Genomic DNA, 23,200 nt, shown 5'->3' on the forward strand with positions numbered 1-23,200 from the left:
TCCTCCCAGATCCCGCTCGGCGCGGGCCGCGCATCGCGGCATCCGCCGTCGCGCGACCCGCTGCCGCGGAGGCCGGTCAGTGCGCGGAGGCCTCTGCCTTCTCGATCATGGTGCGGGTGACGCGCTTGCGGAACACCCAGTACGTCCAGGCCTGGTAGGCCAGCACGAGCGGGAGGAAGACGAGCGCCGCCCAGCTCATGATCTCGAGAGTCATCTGGGTCGACGACGCGTTGGCGATCGTGAGGCTGTTCGCGGGGTCGTTCGACGCCGGCATGACGTACGGGAAGAGCGCCAGCCACAGCGTCAGCACGGCGAAGACGATGGTCACCGCGCCCGCGGCGAAGGCGCGGCCGTCACGGTCGACCCAGTTGAAGGCGACGGATGCCAGGAGTGCGACCGCGGCGATGACGCCGCACGCGATCACGGCCCACAGCAGGGGCGCGTCGCGGCCCGCCGCGATGGCGATCGTCCACACGACGCAGCCGGCCGCGAAGATCACCGTCGGGATCGCGAGCTTCTTGCCGAGCGCCTGCGCGTCGTGGTGCACCTGGCCGTCGGTCTTGAGCCCCACGAAGTAGACGCCGTGCAGGAAGAAGAGGAGGAGCGTCGTGACGCCGACCCAGAGCCCGTAGGGGTTCAGAAGTGTGAGCAGCGAACCGGTGAAGTTCTTGTCGGCATCGATGGGGACGCCCTGCACGATGTTGCCGACCGCGACGCCCCAGAGAAGAGCGGGAACGGCGGAACCGATCGTGATCATCCAGTCGAAGCGGCGCTTCCAGCGGATGTCGTCGCGCTGGTGGCGGTACTCGAAGGAGACGCCGCGGACGATGAGGGCGAGGAGGATCAGCAGCAGCGGCAGATAGAAACCGCTGAAGAGAGTCGCGTACCACTCCGGGAAGGCCGCGAACAGGCACGCGCCCGCGACGATGACCCAGGTCTCGTTGAGGTCCCACACCGGGCCGATCGTGTTGATCACCTGGCGGCGCGAGACCTCATCCTTGCCGAGGAAGGGAAGCGACATCCCGACGCCGAAGTCGAACCCGTCGAGGACGAAATACCCGACGAAGAGCACACCGACGATGAAGAACCAGAGAGTTGCGAGATCCATGTCAGCTCCTAGTAGACCGTCGAGGGCGTCTCTTCGACCGCGAGGTCGGAGGGATCGGGGTCATCGGGACCGGGCAGCGGCGCGGGGCCTTCGCGCACCGTCTTGAAGATGAGACCGAACTCCACGATCGCGAGCGCGAGGTAGATGAGGGTGAAGGCGATGAGCGAGATGAGCACCGTCCACCCCGGCACGTTGGGGGAGACGCCGTCTTCGGTGAGCATCAGCCCGAAGACGATCCACGGCTGGCGGCCCATCTCGGTGAAGATCCAGCCGACGAGGATGCCGAGGAGAGCGAGCGGCGCTTGCCAGATCGCGATCTTCCACATCCATCCGGCGACGGGACGCTTGGCGCCCTTGCGGGTGACCCAGAGGCCCACCACCGCGACCGCCGTGGCGAGCAGGCCGAAGCCCATCATCCACCGGAACGACCAGTAAGTGACCCACAGGATCGGCGCGAAGTTGCCGCCGACCTGGTCGGCGAACTGCGGGAACATCTCGTTGGTGTAGAGCGCGTTGAGGTCGTTGATGCCCTCGACGCAGCCGTTGAAGTCATGAGTCGAGAGGAAGGCCAGCACGTAGGGCACACGCAGCGACCAGATCTCACCCGTGCCGTCCGGGGTGCCGATCGAGAAGATCGAGAAGGAGGCATCCGCCCCGCAAGCGGAGTTGAACATCGCTTCGGCGGCGGCCATCTTCATGGGCTGGGTCTGCACCATGACGAGGCCGAGCTGGTCGCCGGAGAGGAAAACGCAGACGAAGCCGATGATCATGCCCCACAGGCCGAACTTCAGCGCCGGTCGCATCGTCTCGTCGTGCTGCTTTCGGGAGAGGTGCCAGGCGGCCGCGGCGATCATGACGCCCGCGGAGAACATGAGCGCGGCGGAGATCGTGTGCGGGAACTGGGTGAGGGCGACAGGATTCGTCAGCACCTTCCAGAAGTCGGCCATCTCGGCGCGGTGGCCCTCGGTCGACATCTGGTAACCCTTGGGGTTCTGCATGAACGCGTTCGCGGCGAGGATGAAGTAGGCCGACAGCCACGTTCCCACGACAGTGATCCAGATGGTCGCGAGGTGGACGCGGCGCGGCAGCTTGTTCCAGCCGAAGATCCACAGGCCGATGAACGTCGCCTCGAAGAAGAACGCCATGAGGCCCTCGAACGCGAGTGGAGCGCCGAACACGTCGCCGACGAAGCGGCTGTAGCTCGACCAGTTCATGCCGAACTGGAACTCCTGCACGATGCCGGTGACGATTCCCATCGCGAAGTTGATGAGGAAGATCTTGCCGAAGAACCGGGTCAGGTGCAGCCACTTCACGTCGCCCGAGCGGTGCCAGATCGTCTGGAAGATCGCGACGAACAACGACATCCCGAGCGTGAGCGGCACGAAGATGAAGTGATACAGGGTGGTGAGGCCGAACTGCCAGCGTGCGAGCAGGAGCGGGTCCAAGAAGTCCATCGCGGTCCTTCCCCGGAGGTGGGTCTTCCTTGTGACTGAAGGTACACAGGTCCTTCCCAGCGCAGGAGCGGGTGCGCCGTGAATAACCCGGGGCGCCTCTCGACGCTGTCGATCAGGCCTTCTGCGAGGCGTGCAGGAGCTGCACGATGCACTCGCGCGGATCGCACGAGGAGCGCATGCCGTCGACCGAAAGCGGGCCGTCGGCCGAGCTCAGCACGCTCTGCATGATGCTCAGATGCACGCTGCAGAGCGTGGCGCGATGGGATGCCTGCGACGATGCGTGCGCGCACGGCGTGAGCTCGACGGTCAGCTCGCTCTCGTCGATGAGCGGATCGAAACCCGCCCCCTCGAGGTCCTCGACGAGCGCATCGATCTGGTGGAGCGCGGCCGTGTCGAGCTCGGGGATCGACCCCGGGAGGACGCGGCGCATGAGATCGCCCCGCTCGGCGGCGGCCCGTGCTTTGCGCCGTTGAACGGGGCTGCACGCTGTGACGCCGTCGCTTGCCGAGTAGAGCACCCGCGGGCGTCCGCGCGTCGTGCGGTGTTCGGTCTCGGAGACGACGTACCCGTCGTCGATGAGGCGCTGAAGGTGCTCGCGCACCGTGTTGGGGTGGAGCTTCGTAGCCGAGACGAGCTCGGAGACGGTCCGCTGCGGCTGATCCTGCACGAGGTGCAGGATCTCGACGCGTGAATAGCTGGAAATGGCGCTGTAGCCCGCCGGGCGACCTGTGGTCATACCACTATTATTCACGGCTTCGGCATTTCGCGCTAGTGGTCTGATCACGTTTCGCGGTGATGGCCGAGGAATGCATCGCGCTGTGTGACTCAGCGGAATCTGGGCGGTCGGGCCGTAGAGTCGGCGCATGGATCTGACGCGGCTGCCGATCGCGGACGGCGCTGTGCCCGTGACCGTCTTCGCGCTCGCCGCTGTCCTGTTCCTCGTGCTCGCCGTGCGGCGCTGGACGCGCCGGGCGCTCCTGTGGGCGGGCGCGGCCGCTCTGTGCGGCGCCGTGCTCGGCTACGCGGCCTACAAGGTCGTGAACATCACCGACGTCTTCGGCGACGCGGCTCCGACGTTCGTGTGGCACTGGACCGCGGCGGCCTTCGGGGCCTCCGGCTTCGCCCTCGGCGGCCTCGTCGGCGCACGAGCATGGCGCAAGGTGGTCTCTGTCTTCGCCGTCGTGGTGTTCCTCCTCGCGGGCATCCTCGGCATCAATATGCGCTTCGGACTCAACCCGACCCTCGGGAGCCTTTTCGGCATCACCTCGACGATCGTTCTGCCCGACTCCGGCAACGACCCCACCGGCGCCCCGTCGGTCCCGCTCTACCAGTCGTGGACCGCTCCGGCCGGGATGCCGGCGATCGGCAGCCGCGGCGCGCAAACCATTCCGGCGACAGTCTCCGGTTTCGATGCGCGCCCAGCGGGGATCTATCTGCCGCCGGCAGCGCTCGTCAAGGACGCGCCCGCGTTGCCCCTCGTCGTGATGATGATGGGCCACCCGGGCAGCCCCGACGGGACGGTCATCAGCGACGTGCTCGACACCTTCGCCGCGAAGCACGGCGGGCTTGCGCCGATCGTCGTCATCGCCGATCAGCTGGGCGCCGAGGTGAACGACACCGCCTGCGCGGACTCGACGACCTACGGCAACGCCCGTACCTACGTCACGGTCGACGTCGTGAACTGGGCGAAGAAGAATCTCCACATCATCGACGATCCCGCCTACTGGACGATCGCCGGCTACTCGAACGGGGGTGGCTGCGCCATCGCCTTCGGCGCGCAGGAGCCGCAGCTGTGGAAGAACATCCTCGATGTGTCCGGTGAGCCTTTCCCCGGTTCGGAGCAGGCCGCGACCATCACGAAGGTGGTCTACGGCGGTGACGCGGCGGCGTTCGAGGCATCCAAGCCCGTCAACATCCTGGCGGCCGCTGCGCCCGGGACCTACAGCGGCATGACCGCGGTGTTCACAGCGGGATCAGCCGATCCGTCGTATGTGGCCGCGGCAGATTCGGTCGCCGCGGCGGCGCGGGCGGCCGGCATGACCGTCACGCGCTACGACGTTCCGGGAGCCGGCCACACGGGAGATGCGCTGAAGGACGGGCTCGCCGAGGGGTTCACCGTGCTCTTCCCCGTGCTCGGGTTGGCGGCTCCTGCAGGCTGAGCCAGGTTTCGACCTCACGGTGTGAGCGGAGGCGCACCACGACGAGGTTCTCGTGGTCGGCCTCGACCTGTGGCACGCGCTCGCGGTACGTGTGACGCGTCGACCACGCCCACCGGACGATGTGCTCGGGGTCGGTGAAGAACGTCGCGAGGGGCCCCTCGACGTTGCCGTTCCACAGTTCCTCGCGTCGCCACCGGCGGCGCACCGTGCGCCGCACGACCTGCGGCAGCGTCACCCGCGCGAAGGGCAGATCGAGCCACACCAGCAGATCGGCGCGGGACGCCAGCAGAACGTCGTCTTGCCCGCGCCCGACACGCCCGCGACGAGAATCCGCCGCGGGCGTGTGGGAAGGGGGTCTCGCGCGCCGAGCACGACCGGGAGTCTACTTCTCGGTGTTCGGCTTCCAGCCGAGGGCCGGCGCGACGTGCGTTGCGAACTCCTCGACGATGTGGAGGTTGAACGCAACACCCAACTGCGACGGGATCGTGAGCATGAGGGTGTCGGCGCTCATGACCGCGGCATCCTGCTGCAGCTGCTCGACGAGGACGTCGGGGGATGCCGCGTAGGTCTTTCCGAACGTCGAGCGGAAGCCGTCGATGTAGCCGATGCCGTCGCCCTCCTGACTGTGTCCGAAATACAGCTCGTCTTCGGCCGTCGTGATGGGGAACACCGAGCGGCTTACCGACACGCGCGGTGTGCCGGGGTGTCCGGCCTCCTGCCACGCCGCGCGGAAGCGATCGATCTGTTCGGCCTGCAGGATGTCGAACGGACGGCCGTCGGCCTCGGTGACGAGAGTCGACGACATCAGGTTGAGCCCCATCCGCCCCGCCCACTCCGCGGTCTCGCGGCTTCCTGCGCCCCACCAGATGCGGTCACGCAGGCCGGGGGAGTGCGGCTCGATGCGCTGCAGCCCGCTCCCGCCTCCGAAGGGCGAGTTCGCGTCTCGCTCGGCGATGCCCTCGCCGCCGATCGCACGCCAGAACAGATCGAAGTGCTCGCGGGCGAGGTCGGCCCCGCGCGGATCCTCTCCCGTGTAACCGAACTTCTCGTAGCCGCGGACGACCGTCTCGGGTGAACCGCGGCTCACGCCGAGGGCGAGCCGACCGTCGGAGATGAGGTCGACAGCGGCGGCCTCCTCGGCGAGGTACAGCGGGTTCTCGTAGCGCATGTCGACGACGCCCGTGCCCATCTCGATGCGCTCCGTCTTCGCGGCGATCGCGGCGAGCAGCGGCATGGGCGAGGCCTGCTGGCGAGCGAAGTGGTGCACGCGGAAGTAGATGCCGTTCGCGCCGAGCTCGTCCATCCCTTGCGCGAGGTCGATCGCCTGGTGCAGCGAGTCGCCGGCCGTGAGCTCGCGCCCGCCGCCGAGCGGCCCGTAGTGTCCGAACGAGAGTGTTCCGAAGCGTTGCATGATGACCCCAACCGTACGCGGGTGCGTTCCATTCCCGTGAATGGATGCCGCGGGTAAGGTGACGCGAATGCTGCCCTCGCACGTGTGCAGGGCAGCATTCGCGCCGCCTTTTGGAGGTGCCCGCAGACGAGGTGGCGTGATTGCGGGGATGCCGACCCGCGAGCACCCCGTTCGCGCCACCTCGTTCGGATGCTCGTGTGCACGCGCCGGCGCGGGTCACACCCCGTCGCGGACGGCGCGCACAAAGGCCTCGACGTTCGCCCGCATCGCCGTGATGCGTGCGGCGCGAGCGGCCTCGCGGTCGAACCCGGTGTAGGCGAGGGGCGGCAGCTTCCGCACGTTGGCGTTGCACTGGAAGCGGTCGCACGCGAGGGTGCCGACGGTGTCGCCGCGGCGCCCGGCATCCCCGACCCGCTTCGCCGTGAACAGCAGGACGTCGTTCGGGAGGTGCACATCGGCGCACCACGCGCACTGTGCGCGCGTGCGCGGCTTGGACTCGGCTTGGCGCAGCAGGAGGCCCGTCGGCTCGCCGTCGAGCTCGGCGACGACGTACCCGACGAGGGCGAGCTTGCGGTCGCGCGCGCCGTAGAAGTCGAAAGAGTCCCACGGGGTGTCGCTGAACTCGGCGGGAAGGGTCAGGTTTTTGCGCTCGGATTGTGTGACGTTGATGAGGCTGGCGCGGATCTGCGCCTCGGTGAGAGCGTGCATGGACGTGTCTTTCGTGACAGGGATGCCGGGTGAGCCTGCGCATCCGGGGAGGGGTCGACGATGTCGGCGCCGGCGCTCATCCGCGGGTACGCGGGGCGCGCGGCGCCGGGGCGGCGTCATCTCCGCGTGGCGGTCTGCCCGCCACCGACCTCCCCTCGGCCGAACCGGCCGTTCACGGTGTCCATGGCTTCAGGTTACGCCGCGATGACGACGCGGGGGAATGCCGGGGGAAGCGCTGTGCTTGGATCGGAGCATGACCCGCATCGGCACGAGCGACCTCGACGTGTTTCCTCTCGCCCTCGGCGGCAACGTGTTCGGCTGGACGGCCGACCGCGACGCCTCCTTCGCCATCCTCGACGCGTTCCACGCGGGCGGCGGCAACTTCATCGACACTGCAGACTCCTACAGTGCGTGGGTGCCGGGACACGAGGGCGGTGAGAGCGAGCGCATCCTCGGTGAGTGGCTCGCGAGCCGCCGGCACACAGGCGTGACCGTCGCGACGAAGGTCAGCCAGCATCCGCAGTACAAGGGCCTCGCCGCAGCGAACGTGCGGGCGGCGGCCGAGGCATCCCTCGAGCGCCTCGGCGTCGAGTCGATCGACCTGTACTACGCCCACTTCGACGATGCCGAGACGCCGCTGGAGGAGACCGTCGCGGCCTTCGGCCAGCTCGTCTCGGACGGGCTCGTGCGCTACACGGCGGTGTCGAACTACTCCGCGGAGCGGATCCGCGCGTGGGTGCGCATCGCACGTGACCTCGGCGTCGCCGAGCCCGTCGCGATCCAGCCGCATTACAACCTCGTCCACCGCGAGACCGAGAACGACATCGTCCCGGTCGCGGACGAGTTCGGGCTCTCGCTCGTGCCGTACTTCTCGCTCGCGAAGGGGTTCCTCACCGGCAAGTACCGGTCGACCGACACGGACGGCCAGGACTCGCCGCGCGCTGGCCAAGCCGCGAAGTATGCGACGCCGCAGGGCCTCCAGATCCTCGAGGTGCTGGAGCGGATCGGCGACGCGCACGGCGTCTCGATCGCGGCGACGGCACTTGCTTGGCTCCGCGCGAAGCCGACGGTCGTCGCGCCGATCGCCTCGGCGTCGAAGCTCGCGCAGGTGCCGGACCTCCTCGCGGGCGCGACGACGGACCTCACACCGGCCGAGGTCGCCGACCTGGACGAGGTCTCGGAGTGGACCCCCGTCGACATGTGAGCGCCGCCGCGGGTCGGCGTCGGGCAGGATGAACCCATGCCCGACGCCTACACCCACGGCCATCACGAGAGCGTGCTGCGCTCGCATCGCTGGCGCACCGCCGAGAACTCCGCCGCGTACCTCCTGCCGTTCCTTCAGCCCGGAACTTGCATCCTCGAAGTGGGCGCGGGGCCGGGGACCATCACCCTCGACCTCGCAGAGCGGGTCGCGCCCGGCGCGGTGCGCGGAGTGGATGCCTCGCCCGACGTCGTCGCCCAGGCGGAGGCCGACCGTGCGGCATCCGGGATCACCACCGTGACGTACGCGGTCGACGACGCGTATGCGCTCGACTCCGCAGATGACCGGTGGGACGTCGTGCACGCCCACCAGGTGCTGCAGCATCTTGCGCGCCCGGTCGACGCGCTCAGGGAGTTCCGTCGTGTCGTGGCGGCGGAGGGCGTCGTCGCGGCGCGGGACGTCGACTACGAGGGCGTCATCTGGTGGCCGCGGCTCCCGGGGCTCGACGAGTGGCTCGAGGTCCACCTCGCCGCGCACCGCGCGACGAGCGGCGAGCCCGCGGCGGGTCGGCAGTTGAAGGCGTGGGCGCAGGAGGCCGGATTCACCGACGTGCGCGCGAGCGCGTCGGTGTGGCTGTACGAGTCGCCGGAAGAGCGGGCGTGGTGGGGTGGCATGTGGGCCGATCGCGTCCTGCAGTCCGCCTTCTCCGAGGTGGCGCTGAGCGAGGGGATCGCTGACCTCGCCGCGCTCGAGCGGATCAGCGCTGCGTGGCGGGAGTGGGCGGCCTCCGACGACGGCTGGATCCTGCTGCCGCACGGGGAGATCCTCGCGCGCGGCTGACGGCTGACGGCTGACGGCTGACGGCAGACGGCAGACGGGGGTCGGCGCCGACCGTGTGCACTTTCTCAGGAGGATCGCGGGTGAACCGACGCGCTCTGCCCGGATTTCCGCGGTGACGCGGCCCGCCGACGTGCGCCGCTCCTGAGAAACTGCCCGGGCGGCGCGGGAGAGGCGGTGCCGGCGCGGGGCGGGGTCGGCGGCGAGGTCAGGGCGCGAGACGCTCGATGGCGGCGATGAAGGCGTCGAGGTCGAAGGCGAACTGCTCGGCGCCGTAGTTGTCGACGCGCGCGTCGAGGAGCTCACGGAGCGCTGCGTACCCCTCCCGTTCCGCGGCGAGCGCGGCCCGCAGGTCCTCGACCTGCGGATGCCCACCGGCGCGGCTGCCGATCACGGCGTCCTGCGCGAATCCGCGGCAGATCGTCACGAGCAGGTGCATGGCGCGGCTGACGGTCACCGGCTCGAATCCGGCGGTGAGCATGCGCGCCGCGATGACATCGGCGGGGCCCGCGATCGCGAGGTCCCGGGGGCTCGTGAAGCGGAACGCGGGAAGCCACTGCCCGACGTCGACGAGGCTGTGCCACATGTTCTCGGCGTAGGCGCGGCACGCGCTCTGCCACGTCTCGCCGAGATCGACGTCGCTCTGCGCGAAGCGGCGGCGAAAGGCGTCGATCGCGAGCAGCTCGAGCAGGCTCTCCCGGTCGGTCACGTGATGGTTGAGCGCCTTGCGGTCGACGCCGAGCGCCGTCGCGACACCCTGCATCGTGACGTCGTCCGGGTCGAGTCCGCGCGCGGCGTCGAGGATCACCGCGAGATCGAGGCCCGCGCGGGCGCCACGACGGCGTCGCTGCGCGGGACGGGGATCGGACATGGTGACGACTCTAATGCGATCCACTACCATTTCCCGCACGGGAATAAAAGTTCCCGATCGGGAATTGAATCTGCTGAGCCCGCCCGAGGCTCGCAAAGGAGCTCACCATGTCAGAGAAGACACCCCTCACCGCCGCCAGCACGATCGGAGCCTGGCTCGACAGCGAGGTCGGCGGACCGCTCGTGCGCGGACTGCTCGCCGCCTCCGGCGCGACGGAGGAGACCCTAGCGCCGCTGCGCGGGCTGCCCCTTCAGCAGCTCGTCGCGCTCAGCCAGGGGCAGATGCCCCAGTCCGTCGTCGACGACCTCGTTCTGAAGGCGAACGACGGCGTCATGCCGACGGATGCCGAGCCCTCGGGCTGGATCGAGCAGATCACCCCCGGGCGGTTCGCCGGCAAGACCGTGATCGTCACGGGAGCCGCGAGCGGCATCGGTCGCGCCACCGCCGCACGCGTCGCCCGCGAGGGCGGTCGCGTCGTCGCCGTGGACATCTCGGAGCAGAAGCTCGGCGCGTTCGCGGCATCCCTCCCGGACGCCGAGGTCGTGACGGTGGCGGGCGACATCACGACGCAGGAGTCGATCGATGCGATCGTGGCCGCCGCGGGGGAGCGCATCGACGCCCTCGCCAACATCGCCGGGATCAACGACGACTTCTCACCGCTGCACGAGACGACCGACGCGATGTGGGACCGCGTCATGGGCGTCAACGTCACCGGCGCCTTCAAGCTCACCCGCGCCGTCCTGCCCGCGATGATCGCCGCGGGCGCTGGGTCGGTCGTCAACATCGCCTCCGAGGCGGGACTGCGTGGCTCGGCGTCGGGCAACGCCTACACGACGAGCAAGCATGCCGTCATCGGCATGACCCGCTCCGCGGCCTTCATGTACGGGCCGGCGGGCATCCGCGTGAACGCCGTCGCGCCGGGCGGGGTGGCCACCGGCATCCCGTTCCCGCCGCACGTGTCCGAGGCGGGTCAGGCGCGGCTGCAGCCGTTCCAGGCGTCGATCCCCACGCTCGCGACGGCGGAGCAGCTCGCGGCATCCATCACCTTCCTCCTCTCCGACGACGGCGTGAACCTCAACGGTGTCGTGCTGCCGAGCGACGGCGGCTGGTCGGTGCAGTAAGGGGTGCGCGTGTCGGCGGTCGCACGTAGCGTTCTGCGCATGACCGCCGACACGTCCGCCCACCGCCTCACGCGCGAGGAGGCCCGACGCATCGCGGTGCGCGCTCAGCTGCTGGATGCCGCGCGGCCCGGCGACGTCGTCGAGGTCTCCGAGCAGCTCGGTGCGATCAAGATCGACCCCACGGCCGCGATCACGACCGCCGAGCACGCCGTCCTGTGGAGTCGCATCGGGTGGGCGTACGAGCCCGGCCAGCTGCGCAAGGCCGTCGAACAGGACCGGCTGCTCTTCGAGTTCGACGGGCACTTCCACGCGGCATCCCTTCTGCCGGCGCATCTCGCCCGCATGCGGGCCCGCGTCTTCCGCGAGCGCGCGGCGACGTGGATGGCGGCGAACGAGCGGTTCCGCCGCGACGTGCTCGCACGGCTCCGCGCCGAGGGGCCGATGCTCGCGGCGCAGATCCCCGACACGAGCCAGGTCGCCCATCGCGACGAGGCCGGCTGGTACGGGCCCAATCAGGTGCCGCGCATGCTCGACCTGCTCGCGTACCTCGGCGAGGTCGGGATCGTCGGGCGCGAGGGGCGTCAGCGCGTGTGGGACATCGGCGAGCGCGTCTACGCGGGTGTTCCCGAGCTGGATGCCGAGGACGCCGCCCGTGTGCTCGAAGGGCGGCGTCTGCAGGCGGCCGGGATCGCGCGACAGACCTCGCCGTGGACGCCCGTCGGCCTGGCGGGGGAGCCCGCCGTCGTCGAGGGCTCGGCGTGGAAGTGGCGGGTCGACCCGGAGGCGCTCGGGGGGCTCGACGAGGATCCCGGCGGGCGCGTCGCGATCCTGAACCCCTACGACGGAGCGCTCTTCGACCGCCCGCGATTGAAGGAGTTGTTCGGCTTCCAGTTCATCCTCGAGCAGTTCAAGCCGAAGGCGCAGCGCGTGTACGGGTACTTCGCCCATCCGATCCTCGTCGGCGATCGGTTCGCGGCGCTGCTCGATGCCCAGCTCGACAAGAAGAAGGAGAACCTCGTCGTCACCGCCGTGCACGAGGTCGACGACCTCGGCGGCGGGCTCGGCGGCGGGCTCGATCCTGAGGAACGCGAGATGGTGGATGCCGAGATCCGCGATCTCGCGGAATGGCTCGGCGTGCCCGTGGTGTTCGCGGCGAAGCCTTAGGCGCGCTCCTCGTCGCCCGGAGCGAGGGCGAGCGCCACCTGCTGCTCGGTCGTGAGCGGTGCTCGTGTGATGATCTCGTGCAGGAACGCGAGCTTGTGTTGCACGGGCTGCGTGATCGTGAACGGGTAGAGATCGCCGAGGCCCATCGAGCGGTTGACGCGGTTGAAGCCCTGCGAGAGCGCCGCCCAGTCGGCGAGCACACGCCCGATCGGCTCGTCCCGGTAGTCATCGCGCGGAACGACGTCGGTGTCGCGCAGAGTCGATGCCCCGGCATCCAACCGGATGCCGATCGCGGCGGCGGTCTGCAGGGTTCCGACGATGTGGAGGTAGTGCGCGAACGTCTCGGCGAAGTCCTCCCACGGGTGCATCGTGGCGTACTCCGAGATGAACGAGTCCTGCCACGATTCGGGGGCGCCCATGGCGTAGTGGCGCGTCAACGCCTCCTGGTAGCTCGCGCGCTCGTCGCCGAACAGGTCGCGGCAGCGCGCCCAGGTCTCGTCATCCTGGATGAGGACGTTCTGGTAGTAGTGCCCGATCTCATGGCGAAGGTGCCCGAGAATCGTCCGGTACGGCTCGCCGAGCTTGACGCGCACCGCCTCGCGGACGTCGTCGAGGCTCTCCGCCAGGTCGATCGTGATGATCCCGTTCGCGTGCCCGATGATGACCTTGCGCCCGTCCGAACGGCTCGAGAGCAGGTCGAAGCCCAGGCCGCCCGGTGTCGTGTACCACGGCACGATCGGCAGTCCCAGGTCGCCGATCTGCAGGAGGAGGCGCCGCTTGGCCTCTTCGACCTTCGCAAGCTTCTCGAGCGCGATCGTGTCGTCCTGCTCGGGTCGGGTGCGGGTGAGGCGGCACGAGATGCAGCGGCCGGCCGGTGCGTCGTCGCGGACGAGCCAGTTGCAGCCCCACTCGCGCTCCGAGCACGCGAACCAGGTGCCGTCCTCACCCGTCGTGCGCCCATCGCGGAGCGCGACGAACACGCGATCGATGACCTGCATCCCCATCTCCGTGCCGCACTCGGGGCAGACGAGCGTGTCGAGGTAGACGAAGCGGCGGCAGGACGGGCAGCGCGGGGTGGAGCTCACCGGATCACCGTACCGGCTGACGTCACACGACGACACGCGATTCGCGCCCGCGCGCGCCCGCGGGCGACGATGAGAATCCGCGTCATCGCGGAGAGCGCCAGCGCTCGCAGAGGTTCTCAGGAGGTGCGGCGATGAGCCGACGAGGGTTTTCGACACGGCAGGTCCACGAGCGCGCCCCGGGAGCCTCGCCGACGTCGCGCGCCACGCCGATCTATCTGACCGCGGGCTTCGAGTTCGACGAGTATGCGGCGGCGGGCGCGCACTTCGGCGCGGGCGAAGGCTACGCGTACACCCGCATCGGCAACCCGACGATCGACGCCGTCGAGCACACGCTCGCCGCGCTCGAGGGCGGATCGCAGGCTCTGCTCCTCGCGAGCGGTCAGGCGGCGACGACCGTGGCGCTCCTCGCCCTCGTCGAGGCGGGCGGTCATATCGTCTCGTCGACGCACATCTACGAGGGCACCCGGGGCCTTCTGCGCGACAACATCGCGCGGCTCGGCATCGACACGACGTTCGTCGCCGACATCGACGATGTGGATGCCTGGGAGGCGGCGATCCGTCCGGAGACCCGCGCCCTGTTCGCCGAGTCGATCTCCAACGCCACCAACCGGATCCTGGACATCCCCGCCGTCGCTGCGGTCGCCCAGCGCCACGGCATCCCGCTCGTCATCGACAACACGTTCGCGACGCCCTACCTTCTGCGGCCGATCGAGCTCGGCGCCGACGTCGTCGTCCACTCGGCGAGCAAGTTCCTCGCCGGGCACGGGAGTGTTCTCGGCGGCGCTATCGTCGACAGCGGCCGCTTCGACGCCGAGCGCTCCGGTGCGCTCTATCCCCACCTCGTCGCGCCCGGGCGCGGCCCCGGAGGGGCACCCGCGCCGAGCATCGCGGAGCGCACCGGGGGAGACGCCCGCATCGCGTACGCCCGCGAGAGCGTCGCACCGCGGTTCGGTCCCACCCCTTCGCCGCTGAATGCCTTCCTCATCGGACAGGGGATCGAGACGCTGAGTCTGCGCGTCGACCGGCAGAGCGCCAACGCGTTCGCTGTCGCCCAGTGGCTCGCCGCGCGGCCCGAGGTCGCCTCGGTGGAGTACGCGGGGCTGCCCAGCCACCGCGACCACGCCCTCGCGGTGCGCGATCTCGAGGCGGGCTTCGGCTCCGTGTTCACCTTCACGTTGCGCGGCGACGCTGACACGGCGCAGCGGTTCGTCGAGGCGCTCGACGTGTTCACCCACATGACGCACCTCGGCGACGTGCGCTCGCTCGTCCTGCACCCCGCCTCCACCTCGCACGCGTTCCTCACCGAGGCCGAGCGCCGTGCCGTGGGCGTCGAGCCGGGCACCCTTCGCGTCTCGATCGGCATCGAAGACGTCGCCGACCTCGTCGGCGACCTGGGCGCCGCGCTCGAGGTCGCCGTCGATGTGCCCGTCGCGGTGGTCGCGTGAGCGCCAGACCGCAGCATTTCGGCTGGTTCCTCGCCCGCGGGTTCGGTCCGCACGGGTGGGGGCACCCGTACCTCGATTGGGACTACGACTGGACGCGCCCCGACCTCTACCAGCAGTCGGCGCGAGAGCTCGAGCAGGCGGGGTTCGACTTCCTCCTGATCGAGGACGCCCCTTCGCTCGGCTCGCCCGCGACGATCGACCTGCGGGTGCGGCACGCGTTCGGCGGCCCCAAGCACGACCCGCTGCTGCTCGCTCCGTACCTGTTCCAGGCGACACGGCACCTCGGCGTCATCCCGACGGTCAACCCCGCCGCGTACCTGCCATACACGGCCGCGCGCCAGTTCGCGACGCTGCAGCACTTGAGCGCCGGGCGATTGGGTCTCAACGTCGTCACCGACACCGGCAGTGCGCGCCACTTCGGCGATGCGCCCGCGCTCGGCCACGACGCCGCGTACGACCGCGCGGAGGAGTGGCTCGCCGGCATCCGTGCCCTGTGGGCGTCGTGGGGTGAGGGCGCACTCGTGCGCGACGCGTCGTCGGGCGTCTACGCCGATGGCACGCGGTTGGATGCCACGGTGCACCGCGGCGCGCACTTCGCGTTCGACGGACCGCTCAACGCGATCCCGTTCGACGAGGTCGGGCTCGGTGAGCCTGTGATCGCGTCGCCGGGCGGCTCGGGCCGCGGCCTCGCCTTCGCGGGAGCGAATTCCGACATTCAGCTCGCGCTGGCGCCTCTCAACGAGCAGAGCGTGCGCGAGTACCGCGCGCGCATCCACGCCGCGGCCGTCGAGCGAGGGCGGCGCCCCGACGACATCCGCATCATGTTCGCGATCCAGCCCGTCATCGTCTCTTCCTCCGAAGAGGCCGACCGGCTCGTCGCGGCGTCGGCGCACCCCTCCGACGAGGTGCTCCGGCAGATCGCCCAGCGCCAGTCGAGCGACCTGGAGACGGATCTGACGACACTCGCGCTCGGTGAGCCCCTCCCCGAAGCCTTCTTCGCCGAGCACGTCTCGCAGGGCTCGCTGCGTCGCCTCACGGGAGACCGCGATGCCCGCACGACGCCGCTGCGCGCGCACTTGACCGCCCTCGCGAAGCTCGGCCGGATCTCCGACCGGTCCGGCTTCGTCGGCACGGCGGAGGAGTTCGCGGACCTCGTTGAGGAGCTCGGCACGTGGGGCAACGACGGCGTGCTGCTGTGGGGCGACCTCCATCCCGTCACGGTGCACCGTGTGCTGGACGATCTCGTGCCGATCCTGCGCCGTCGCGGCATCCTGCGCCGCAGCTTTACGGGCGAAGGTCTGCGCGCCGATCTCCGCGCCTTCTGACCGGCCGATCCAGCACGAAGGCCCCGGCACTCCGTATGAGCGGGATGCCGGGGCCTTCGACGTGCGTCAGCTGAGGCCGTTCTCGCTCAGCCAGGCCTTCGCGATGTCCGCGGGCGACTTCTGGTCCTGCGTGGACTGCACGTTGAGCGCCACGAGCCCCTCCGGGGTCAGTGCGGCGCTGACCTTGTTGATGACGTCGGCGGCATCCGACGGGAACGACGAGCTCACGAGCGGGACGACGTGCGACGCGAGGAAGAGACCCTTCGGGTCTTCCAGGGTGACGAGGTCCTTCGTCTTGATGTTGGGGTCGGCGCTGTAGACGTTCGCCACCTGGATGTTGCCGGCGACGAGCTCGTCGACCGTCGTGTCGGCCGTCGCGGAGAAGGTGACGTCGACGCCGTACTTCTCCTTGAGGCCGCTCGGACCGTACGGACGCTGCTCGAGCTCGGGCGCGCCACCGAGGACGAGCGGCGAGATCCCTGCGAGGTCGCCGATGCTCTTCAGGTTGTGCTGCGCCGCGAACGCCGCCGTCACGTTGTACGAGTCCTGGTCGGTCGCGGGGGACTGGTCGAGCACCGCGAGGCCTTCGGGCAGCGCCTTCTCGAGCGCCGCGTACACGTCGTCGGTCGTCGTCGCGGTCGTCGCCTTGTCGAAGTACTGGAGGAGGTTGCCGGTGTACTCGGGGGTCAGCTGGATGGTGCCGTCCTGAAGCGACGGGATGATCGCGTCGCGCTGACCGATGTTGAAGGTGCGCTCGACCGTGAAGCCGGCGCCCTCGAGGGCCTGCGCGTAGATCTCGGCGATGATCTCGTTGGAGTAGTAGGCCTGCGACCCGATCGTGATGGTGTCGGAGGCCCCGGCCGAGCCGGAGCTCGTCTCTTCCGGCGCGGTCAGCGAGCCGCTGGATCCGCACGCGGTGAGCGCGAGGGCCGTGATCGTGAGGGCGCTCGCCGCGAGGGCGAGGCGCGAGGTGATGCGAGACATGGTGGGTGCCTTTCTGGATGCTGTGTGGTGCGGGGTCAAGAGGGCAGAGGGACGGCCCGGGCTGCGCCGCCGGAGCGGCGTGCGGGCGTGGCCGTGCGGGCGCGGACGCCGCGCGGCACGAGGACGCGCTGGACGAGTGCGAAGAGGCCGTCGAGGAGTAGAGCGAGCGCGACGACCAGGATCGAGGCGCCGAGGATCTGCGCGGTGTCGCGCAGCTGGATGCCCTGGATGATGTAGAAGCCGAGGCCGCCGAGGCCGACGTACGTCGCGATCGTGACCGTCGCGACGACCTGCAGAGTGGCGGAGCGGATGCCGCCGATGAGCAGGGGAAGCCCGAGGGGCACCTCGACCTTCCAGAGCACCTGCCACGGCGTCATCCCGACGGCGCGCGCCGCGGAGACGACGGCACGGTCGATCGCCTCGAACCCGGCATACGCACCCGCGAGGATCGAGGGGATCGCGAGGATCACGAAGGCGACGACGGCGGCCTGACTCTTATAGGCGACGCCGACGAGGAGGTAGAGGAGGACCACGAGGCCGAGCGTCGGGACAGCACGGGCAGCGCCCGACAGGGCGACGGCGAACTCGCGCCCGCGGCCCGTGTGCCCGATCGCCCAACCCGCGGGGATCGCGATGAGCGCCGCCACGATCACGGAGCCGAACGTGAAGGCGAGGTGCTGCCCGATCGCGACCGGAAGGGGGAGCGAGCCGGTGAGACGGTCGGGCGAGAAGATCCACGCGAATGCATCGAGGAAGAGGTTCACGCGGCCGCCTCCACCGACAGTCGGCGGAGTGCCCGCCGTTCGGCGCGACTGCCCCCGGGGACGGCCACCCAGGGCATGAGAGCGCGGCCGGCCCACACGAGGAGCAGGTCGATGACGAGCGAGATGATCACGACCAGCACGACACCCGTGAGCACTTCGGGGATGATGCGACGCTGCAGGCCGTTCGTGAACAGGTATCCGAGATTCTGCACGCCGATCAGGATGCCGACGGTCGCGAGCGCGATCGTCGACGTCGCCGTCACGCGGAGCCCCGCGAGGAGCACGGGACCGGAGAGCGGCAGGTCCACCGTCCAGAACCTCCGCCAGGGCCCGTACCCCACCGCGATCGCCGCTTCACGCGTCGTGGCATCCACCGCGTCGAGCCCGTCGGTCACCGAACGGGTCATGATCGCGACACCGTAGATCGTCAGCGCGATGATGAGGTTCGTCTCGGAGAGGTACGGGATGCCGAACACGGCCCACAAGAGGGCGAACAGCCCGAGCGAGGGAATCGTGTAGAGGAGCCCGATGGTTGTGAGCACGGAACCGCGCAGTCGCGTGTAGTGCCACGCGAGCCATCCGAGCGGCACCGCGATGACGAACGCCGCGACGATCGCGATCGTGCTCTGCCGCAGGTGATCGAGGGTGAGAGACCCGATGAGCCCGAGGTTGTCGAGGACCCAGTTCACGGCGCGGGCGCCGATCGGTCGGCGCCGGGCGGGTCGGCGACGGCGGGCTCCTCGACGAGGACACCCTGGGTACGGCCCGCGGCATCGACGAGCACCGTTCCGCGCGGTGTGCGCTTCGTGTGCAGGGCGCGGGCGCCCCGATCGACCCCGACGAACTCCGCGACGAAGTCGCTCGCGGGGTTCTCGACGATCTCGTCGGGCGCTCCGACCTGCGCGATCTTCGCACCCTTCTCGAGGATCACGACCTGATCGCCCAGCAGGAACGCCTCGTCGATGTCGTGCGTCACGAAGACGACGGTCTTCTCGAGGTCGCGCTGCAGGCGCCGCGTCTCGGTCTGCAGCTCGCTGCGAACGATCGGGTCGACGGCGCCGAACGGCTCGTCCATCAGGAGGATGTTGGGATCGGCGGCGAGCCCTCGGGCGACGCCCACGCGCTGCTGCTGGCCGCCGGAGAGCTGACGCGGGTAGCGCTCCGCGAGGGCGCGGTCGAGGCCCACGATGTCGAGCAGTTCGAGAGCGCGCTCGCGGGCCTGCTTCTTCGGAGTGCCGTTCAGGCGGGGAACGGTCGCGACGTTGTCGACGACCGTGAAGTGGGGGAGCAGTCCTGCGTTCTGCAGCACGTAGCCGATGCCCCGACGCAGACGCACCGGATCGCGCTGCTGGATGGGCTCGTCGTCGATGAGGATCTCGCCGCTCGTCGGTTCGATGAGCCGGTTGATCATGCGCAGGAGCGTCGTCTTGCCGCAGCCGGACGAGCCCACGAAGACGGTCGTCTTGTGCGCCGGCAGCACGAGGCTGAAGTCGTCGACGGCGGTCGTGCCATCGGCGAAGCGCTTCGTGACGGAACGGAACTCGATCGCCATGCGTCCTCCGGGTCGGGTGTCCTCCACCCAACCACACCCCTCCGACATGCCGAAGGGGGGTGGCATACAGCGTCACACTCGGGTAGAGGTGGCACATGCAGAAGGACGAGTACGACCTGATCGTGATCGGAGCGGGGCCCGTCGGTGAGAACGTCGCCGACCGTGCCGTACAGGGCGGCCTATCGGCCGTGATCGTCGAGAGCGAGCTCGTCGGCGGCGAATGCTCCTACTGGGCGTGCATGCCGTCCAAGACCCTGTTGCGACCCGGCGCCGCGCTCGAGGCCGCGCGCGCCGTCCCGGGCGCGGCCGGTGCCGTGGAGGGCGGAGTGGACGTCGCGGCGACGCTGGGCTGGCGCGATCAGATCGTCCATGAGTGGAGCGACGACGGACAGGTGGCGTGGCTGGAGGGCGCGGACATCGATCTGGTGCGGGGCCATGGGCGCCTCGACGGCGAGCGGACCGTGCGCGTGAGCGCACCGGACGGATCGGAGCGTGTTCTGCGCGCGCGGTATGCCGTGGCGGTGTGCACGGGCTCCGCCGCGCTCCTGCCTGACATTCCGGGTCTCGCTGGTGCGGCGCCGTGGACGAGTCGCGAGGCGACGGCGGTGCAAGAGGTGCCGGATTCGCTCGCCATCCTCGGCGGCGGCGTCGTCGCGTGCGAGCTGGCGACCGTGTTCGCCTCGTTCGGCACGCGGGTGACGATGATCGCGCGCTCGTCGCTGCTCGGTGGGGTCGAAGCGTTCGCGAGCGACGCCGTGACCGCGGCGTTGCGTGACGCGGGCGTCGACGTGCGGCTGCGCGCCGAGGCGACCGCGGTGCGCCGCGAGAAGGGCGAGGTCGTCCTGACCCTCGACGGGGACGACGACGAGGTGCGCGCGGCGGAACTGCTCGTCGCGACGGGCCGCGTTCCGCGCACCGACGACGTCGGCCTCGATGCTGTCGGCCTGCCCGCCGGGCAGTGGCTCGACGTCGACGACACGATGCGCGTGCGCGGCAGTGACTGGCTTTACGCCGTCGGCGATGTGAACCACCGCGCACTCCTCACGCACCAGGGCAAGTACCAGGCGCGGGCCGCCGGCGATGTCATCGCGGCGCGCGCGCTGGGTCGCGCGGTCAACGATCAGCCGTGGGGGACGCACGTCGCCACGGCGGACCGCAGCGCGGTGCCGCAGGTCGTGTTCACGAGCCCGCAGGTGGCCTCCGTCGGCCCCACGCTCGCGCGCGCCGAGGATGCCGGGCTGCGTGTCCGCGCGCTCGACGTCAACCTCGCCCAGATCGCCGGCGCCGCGACGTACGCGCAGGGCTACGCGGGCACCGCGCGCGCGCTCGTCGATGTCGACCGCGGCGTCATCATCGGGGGCACTCTCGTGGGGCCGGACGTCGCGGAGATGCTGCAGGCGCTCACGATCGCCGTCGTGGGCGAGGTGCCACTCGAGCGCCTGTGGCACGCCGTGCCCGCCTACCCGACGGCGAGTGAGCTGTGGCTGCGGTGGCTGGAGGCGTTCGGACGACCGGAGTGAGGCATCCGCTTCGACGCCTCCACGCGCGTTCACGGCGAACTCACGGTATCGTCGAGCGCCCAACGATATATCGTTGAGTATCGTTCACTCGAGGAGGTTCGTCATGAACAACGGATACGGCGGATACGGCAGTCAGGGTTTCGGCGGCATGGGCTTCGGTGGTGGCGCCGACGGCAAGAGCATGTTCGGCGGCCAGGGAATGAATGACATCTTCGAAGCCCTCGGGCAGTTCGGTCAGAAGCTCGAGCAGCGTTTCGATCTGCCGCGCTTCGACATGAAGGCGGGATCGCGTATGGGCCGCGGCGATGTGCGCGTGGCGATCATCGCGATCCTCGCGGAACAGCCGATGCACGGCTACCAGATCATCCAGCAGATCGAGGAGCGCTCGGGTGGGGCGTGGAAGCCGAGCCCCGGCTCCGTCTACCCGACCCTGCAGCTGCTCACCGACGAAGGCGTCGTCGATGTCGAAGAGGAGGGCGGACGCAAGACGTATTCGCTCACCGAGGCAGGGCGCGCGGAGGCGGCCGATAAGCCCGCGCCCTGGCGTGCCGGCGAGGAGGACGACGCCCGCAGCACGGGCGGAACGTCTGCGCGCACCGACGGACCCGGATTCGGTGCCCTGTCGAAGTCCGGTGCCAACCTCGCCCAGGCGGCGATGCAGGTCGGCCGCACCGGGACTCCTGCACAGGTCCAGCAGGCGATCGAGATCCTCGACGACGCGCGTCGGCGTCTGTACGCGATCCTCGCCGAGGGTTGAGCGGGATGCCGCCGGGAGACGCCGCAACGTCCCCCGCCGTACCTTCGCGCGCCCGGTACAACCGCATCATCCGGTTCGCGACCGCGGTCATGTTCCAGGCGTGGTGGTTCGAGATCGCCCTGCCGCGGATCGGACTCCGCCGCGTCGCGGAGCGTTCGCGTGCGCGGCGGCTTCAGCGGATCGCCGCGCGCTTCCGCGTGCTCGCCGTCGACCTCGGCGGTCTCATGATCAAAGTCGGGCAGTTCCTCTCGGCGCGCCTCGATGTGCTCCCCCCCGAAGTCACGAGCGAGCTCGAGCAGCTGCAGGACGAAGTGCCCGCCGTCGCGTTCTCCCAGATCCGTGCGCTCGCCGAAGCGGAGCTCGGGGTTCCGCTGGATCGCGCGTATGCGTGGTTCGACGAGGTTCCGGTGGCCGCGGCATCCCTCGGCCAGGCTCACCGCGCGCGCCTCGCGGAGAGCGACGAGCAGATCTCCGGGTTCGCGGAGGTCGTCGTCAAGGTGCAGCGGCCGGGGATCGACCGGATCGTGGAGACCGACCTCGCCGCCCTCCGCACGATCGGCGCACGCCTCTCTCGCATCGGCTTCGTCGCTGATCGCGTGGACGCCCCCGCGCTCGTCGAGGAGTTCGCCGCGACCAGCCGCGAGGAGATCGACTATCTGCACGAAGGGGTCAACGCGGAGCGGTTCGCCGAGACGTTCGCCGACGGCGCCCGCGTGGCCGCGCCCGTCGTCGTCTGGGAACGGACCACGCGCCGCGTGCTGACGCTCTCGGACGTCACGGCGATCAAGCTCAACGACGTCGCGGCGCTGCGCGCGGCGGGCATCGACCCGCGCGAGGTCGCCCAGGCGTTCGCGGGGGCGATGTTCGATCAGCTCTTCGGCGCCGGCTTCTTCCACGCCGACCCGCACCCCGGGAACGTCTTCGTCACGCCGCACACGCCGGGCGCCGAGGGCCCGGCGTGGACCCTGACCTTCATCGATTTCGGAATGATGGGGCAGGTCCCGGCGGGATTGCGCGATGGTCTTCGCAAGATCGTCATCGCGGTCGCCGCGCGCGACGGGAAGGGCCTCGTCGACGGCATCCAGCGCATCGGGGTCTTACTCCCCGGCGCCGACACGAGCGAGCTCGAGCGGGCGCTCACGGCCCTCTTCGCCCGGTTCGGCGGGATGGCGTTCGGAGAACTGCAGAACGTCGATCCGCGCGAGTTCCGCACCTTCGCGGACGACTTCGGCGAGGTCATGCGGTCGCTGCCCGTACAGCTGCCGGAGAACTTCCTGCTGATCACGCGAGCCGTTTCGCTCACCTCCGGAGTGTGCAGCGCCCTCGACCCTTCGTTCAACGTGTGGGAGGCGATCGATCCCTATGCTCAGCAGCTGCTGCGCGAAGAAAGTCGCAATGTCGTGACGGATGCCGCGAAGAGCGCCCTCGGCTATGCGTCCACGCTCATGGGTCTCCCGCCGAAGCTCGACGTCGTCGCCGACAAGATCGACGGTGGCGCGCTGTCGGTTGCAACTCCGGAGATCGACCGGCGCTTCGACCAGCTGGAGGCACTCGTCGGTCGCACGATCGCGGCGGTCGTGTTCGCCGCGATGCTCGTCGGCGGGGCACTGCTGCTGCCCGCGGCATCCGCCGTCGCCGTGATCCTCATGATCGCGAGCGTCGTTCCGCTCGTGTTCGTGCTCGTGCCGAGGCGGCGGGCGCGGAGAGGATCGCGTCGCTGAGGCTCTGCGCGCG

The 23,200-nt window shown here is 69.8% G+C and carries 22 protein-coding genes; 10 read left to right on the top strand and 12 right to left on the bottom strand.

Annotated features, from left to right (window positions below):
* Positions 1 to 76: 76 nt before the first annotated feature.
* The 3 genes from cydB to WFI52_RS01290 all read right to left on the bottom strand — a co-directional run bounded on the left by cydB (position 77) and on the right by WFI52_RS01290 (position 3,298).
* On the bottom strand, positions 77 to 1,108 hold the full coding sequence (cydB, locus tag WFI52_RS01280) for a cytochrome d ubiquinol oxidase subunit II (protein ID WP_336625386.1): 1,032 nt from the start codon (positions 1,106 to 1,108) through the stop codon (positions 77 to 79).
* Positions 1,109 to 1,116: 8 nt separating this feature from the next.
* Positions 1,117 to 2,562, bottom strand: a complete 1,446-nt coding sequence (locus WFI52_RS01285; protein WP_336625385.1) for a cytochrome ubiquinol oxidase subunit I — start codon at positions 2,560 to 2,562, stop codon at positions 1,117 to 1,119.
* 112 nt (positions 2,563 to 2,674) lie between these two features.
* Complete coding sequence (locus tag WFI52_RS01290) at positions 2,675 to 3,298, bottom strand: winged helix-turn-helix domain-containing protein (RefSeq protein ID WP_336625384.1); 624 nt, start codon at positions 3,296 to 3,298, stop codon at positions 2,675 to 2,677.
* 127 nt (positions 3,299 to 3,425) lie between these two features.
* Between WFI52_RS01290 and WFI52_RS01295 the strand changes: the two genes are divergently transcribed.
* Positions 3,426 to 4,721, top strand: a complete 1,296-nt coding sequence (locus tag WFI52_RS01295) for an alpha/beta hydrolase (RefSeq protein ID WP_336625383.1) — start codon at positions 3,426 to 3,428, stop codon at positions 4,719 to 4,721.
* Here the strand turns inward: WFI52_RS01295 and WFI52_RS01300 are convergent.
* From WFI52_RS01300 to WFI52_RS01310, 3 genes are all read right to left on the bottom strand, one after another.
* The gene (locus WFI52_RS01300; protein ID WP_239279929.1) at positions 4,675 to 4,983 is read right to left on the bottom strand and encodes a hypothetical protein; all 309 of its coding nucleotides are present in this window, start codon (positions 4,981 to 4,983) and stop codon (positions 4,675 to 4,677) included. The genes WFI52_RS01295 and WFI52_RS01300 overlap by 47 nt on opposite strands.
* A gap of 120 nt (positions 4,984 to 5,103) precedes the next feature.
* Positions 5,104 to 6,132 carry an LLM class flavin-dependent oxidoreductase gene (locus tag WFI52_RS01305; protein ID WP_336625382.1) on the bottom strand — a complete coding sequence of 343 codons (1,029 nt, stop codon included), beginning with the start codon at positions 6,130 to 6,132 and terminating at the stop codon, positions 5,104 to 5,106.
* Between the two features lie 216 nt (positions 6,133 to 6,348).
* On the bottom strand, positions 6,349 to 6,840 hold the full coding sequence (locus tag WFI52_RS01310) for an FBP domain-containing protein (protein WP_336625381.1): 492 nt from the start codon (positions 6,838 to 6,840) through the stop codon (positions 6,349 to 6,351).
* Positions 6,841 to 7,093: 253 nt separating this feature from the next.
* On the opposite strand from WFI52_RS01310, the gene WFI52_RS01315 reads away from it, so the two are divergent.
* Entirely contained in the window at positions 7,094 to 8,044 is a 951-nt protein-coding gene (locus tag WFI52_RS01315; RefSeq protein WP_336625380.1) for an aldo/keto reductase, read from the top strand.
* Positions 8,045 to 8,080: 36 nt separating this feature from the next.
* Positions 8,081 to 8,881 carry a methyltransferase domain-containing protein gene (locus WFI52_RS01320; protein WP_336625379.1) on the top strand — a complete coding sequence of 267 codons (801 nt, stop codon included), beginning with the start codon at positions 8,081 to 8,083 and terminating at the stop codon, positions 8,879 to 8,881.
* A 205-nt stretch (positions 8,882 to 9,086) separates the two neighbouring features.
* Here WFI52_RS01320 and WFI52_RS01325 read toward each other — a convergent pair whose 3' ends face one another.
* Entirely contained in the window at positions 9,087 to 9,749 is a 663-nt protein-coding gene (locus WFI52_RS01325; protein WP_336625378.1) for a hypothetical protein, read from the bottom strand.
* Between the two features lie 107 nt (positions 9,750 to 9,856).
* On the opposite strand from WFI52_RS01325, the gene WFI52_RS01330 reads away from it, so the two are divergent.
* Together WFI52_RS01330 and WFI52_RS01335 are read left to right on the top strand one after the other, a co-directional pair.
* On the top strand, positions 9,857 to 10,870 hold the full coding sequence (locus tag WFI52_RS01330) for an SDR family NAD(P)-dependent oxidoreductase (RefSeq protein ID WP_336625377.1): 1,014 nt from the start codon (positions 9,857 to 9,859) through the stop codon (positions 10,868 to 10,870).
* A 39-nt stretch (positions 10,871 to 10,909) separates the two neighbouring features.
* Positions 10,910 to 12,034, top strand: coding sequence for a DNA glycosylase AlkZ-like family protein (locus WFI52_RS01335; RefSeq protein WP_336625376.1), 1,125 nt, complete (start codon positions 10,910 to 10,912; stop codon positions 12,032 to 12,034).
* On the opposite strand, the gene WFI52_RS01340 is transcribed toward WFI52_RS01335, so the two are convergent.
* Positions 12,031 to 13,119 (bottom strand): zinc-binding metallopeptidase family protein, encoded by a 1,089-nt coding sequence (locus tag WFI52_RS01340; protein WP_336625375.1) that lies wholly within the window; start codon positions 13,117 to 13,119, stop codon positions 12,031 to 12,033. The genes WFI52_RS01335 and WFI52_RS01340 overlap by 4 nt on opposite strands.
* A 131-nt stretch (positions 13,120 to 13,250) precedes the next feature.
* On the opposite strand from WFI52_RS01340, the gene WFI52_RS01345 reads away from it, so the two are divergent.
* Positions 13,251 to 14,564 (top strand): O-acetylhomoserine aminocarboxypropyltransferase/cysteine synthase family protein, encoded by a 1,314-nt coding sequence (locus tag WFI52_RS01345; protein ID WP_336625374.1) that lies wholly within the window; start codon positions 13,251 to 13,253, stop codon positions 14,562 to 14,564.
* Positions 14,561 to 15,889 (top strand): LLM class flavin-dependent oxidoreductase, encoded by a 1,329-nt coding sequence (locus WFI52_RS01350; RefSeq protein ID WP_336625373.1) that lies wholly within the window; start codon positions 14,561 to 14,563, stop codon positions 15,887 to 15,889. The genes WFI52_RS01345 and WFI52_RS01350 overlap by 4 nt, the downstream gene beginning before the upstream one ends.
* A gap of 66 nt (positions 15,890 to 15,955) precedes the next feature.
* On the opposite strand, the gene WFI52_RS01355 is transcribed toward WFI52_RS01350, so the two are convergent.
* Genes WFI52_RS01355 through WFI52_RS01370 form a run of 4 tightly spaced genes read right to left on the bottom strand, consistent with a single transcriptional unit; the run spans position 15,956 to position 19,189 of the window.
* On the bottom strand, positions 15,956 to 16,873 hold the full coding sequence (locus WFI52_RS01355) for an ABC transporter substrate-binding protein (protein ID WP_336625372.1): 918 nt from the start codon (positions 16,871 to 16,873) through the stop codon (positions 15,956 to 15,958).
* 35 nt (positions 16,874 to 16,908) lie between these two features.
* Positions 16,909 to 17,637, bottom strand: coding sequence for an ABC transporter permease (locus WFI52_RS01360; protein WP_336625371.1), 729 nt, complete (start codon positions 17,635 to 17,637; stop codon positions 16,909 to 16,911).
* Positions 17,634 to 18,326, bottom strand: coding sequence for an ABC transporter permease (locus tag WFI52_RS01365; protein ID WP_336625370.1), 693 nt, complete (start codon positions 18,324 to 18,326; stop codon positions 17,634 to 17,636). Before WFI52_RS01365 ends, WFI52_RS01360 begins: the two co-directional genes overlap by 4 nt.
* Entirely contained in the window at positions 18,323 to 19,189 is an 867-nt protein-coding gene (locus WFI52_RS01370) for an ABC transporter ATP-binding protein (RefSeq protein WP_336625369.1), read from the bottom strand. Before WFI52_RS01370 ends, WFI52_RS01365 begins: the two co-directional genes overlap by 4 nt.
* A 95-nt stretch (positions 19,190 to 19,284) precedes the next feature.
* On the opposite strand from WFI52_RS01370, the gene WFI52_RS01375 reads away from it, so the two are divergent.
* The 3 genes from WFI52_RS01375 (at position 19,285) to WFI52_RS01385 (ending at position 23,187) form a co-directional block, all read left to right on the top strand.
* A complete protein-coding gene (locus WFI52_RS01375) occupies positions 19,285 to 20,709 on the top strand; it encodes a dihydrolipoyl dehydrogenase family protein (protein ID WP_336625368.1) in 1,425 nt (474 codons plus the stop codon).
* Positions 20,710 to 20,812: 103 nt separating this feature from the next.
* Complete coding sequence (locus WFI52_RS01380) at positions 20,813 to 21,466, top strand: PadR family transcriptional regulator (protein ID WP_442927657.1); 654 nt, start codon at positions 20,813 to 20,815, stop codon at positions 21,464 to 21,466.
* Between the two features lie 5 nt (positions 21,467 to 21,471).
* The gene (locus tag WFI52_RS01385) at positions 21,472 to 23,187 is read left to right on the top strand and encodes an ABC1 kinase family protein (protein WP_336625367.1); all 1,716 of its coding nucleotides are present in this window, start codon (positions 21,472 to 21,474) and stop codon (positions 23,185 to 23,187) included.
* Positions 23,188 to 23,200: the final 13 nt, after the last annotated feature.

It is taken from the genome of Microbacterium sp. MMO-20 (genome assembly GCF_037147735.1).
Taxonomy (GTDB): Bacteria; Actinomycetota; Actinomycetes; order Actinomycetales; family Microbacteriaceae; genus Microbacterium.

Bases quoted from the DNA above. Each gene is read 5' to 3' on its own strand.
- WFI52_RS01345 (WP_336625374.1), top strand. From the start codon at position 13,251: ATGAGCCGACGAGGGTTTTCGACACGGCAGGTCCACGAGCGCGCCCCG.
- WFI52_RS01355 (WP_336625372.1), bottom strand. From the start codon at position 16,873: ATGTCTCGCATCACCTCGCGCCTCGCCCTCGCGGCGAGCGCCCTCACG.
- WFI52_RS01315 (WP_336625380.1), top strand. From the start codon at position 7,094: ATGACCCGCATCGGCACGAGCGACCTCGACGTGTTTCCTCTCGCCCTC.
- WFI52_RS01380 (WP_442927657.1), top strand. From the start codon at position 20,813: ATGAACAACGGATACGGCGGATACGGCAGTCAGGGTTTCGGCGGCATG.
- WFI52_RS01295 (WP_336625383.1), top strand. From the start codon at position 3,426: ATGGATCTGACGCGGCTGCCGATCGCGGACGGCGCTGTGCCCGTGACC.
- WFI52_RS01385 (WP_336625367.1), top strand. From the start codon at position 21,472: ATGCCGCCGGGAGACGCCGCAACGTCCCCCGCCGTACCTTCGCGCGCC.
- WFI52_RS01310 (WP_336625381.1), bottom strand. From the start codon at position 6,840: ATGCACGCTCTCACCGAGGCGCAGATCCGCGCCAGCCTCATCAACGTC.
- WFI52_RS01325 (WP_336625378.1), bottom strand. From the start codon at position 9,749: ATGTCCGATCCCCGTCCCGCGCAGCGACGCCGTCGTGGCGCCCGCGCG.
- WFI52_RS01370 (WP_336625369.1), bottom strand. From the start codon at position 19,189: ATGGCGATCGAGTTCCGTTCCGTCACGAAGCGCTTCGCCGATGGCACG.
- WFI52_RS01335 (WP_336625376.1), top strand. From the start codon at position 10,910: ATGACCGCCGACACGTCCGCCCACCGCCTCACGCGCGAGGAGGCCCGA.
- WFI52_RS01330 (WP_336625377.1), top strand. From the start codon at position 9,857: ATGTCAGAGAAGACACCCCTCACCGCCGCCAGCACGATCGGAGCCTGG.
- WFI52_RS01320 (WP_336625379.1), top strand. From the start codon at position 8,081: ATGCCCGACGCCTACACCCACGGCCATCACGAGAGCGTGCTGCGCTCG.
- WFI52_RS01305 (WP_336625382.1), bottom strand. From the start codon at position 6,132: ATGCAACGCTTCGGAACACTCTCGTTCGGACACTACGGGCCGCTCGGC.
- WFI52_RS01375 (WP_336625368.1), top strand. From the start codon at position 19,285: ATGCAGAAGGACGAGTACGACCTGATCGTGATCGGAGCGGGGCCCGTC.
- WFI52_RS01290 (WP_336625384.1), bottom strand. From the start codon at position 3,298: ATGACCACAGGTCGCCCGGCGGGCTACAGCGCCATTTCCAGCTATTCA.
- WFI52_RS01285 (WP_336625385.1), bottom strand. From the start codon at position 2,562: ATGGACTTCTTGGACCCGCTCCTGCTCGCACGCTGGCAGTTCGGCCTC.
- cydB (WP_336625386.1), bottom strand. From the start codon at position 1,108: ATGGATCTCGCAACTCTCTGGTTCTTCATCGTCGGTGTGCTCTTCGTC.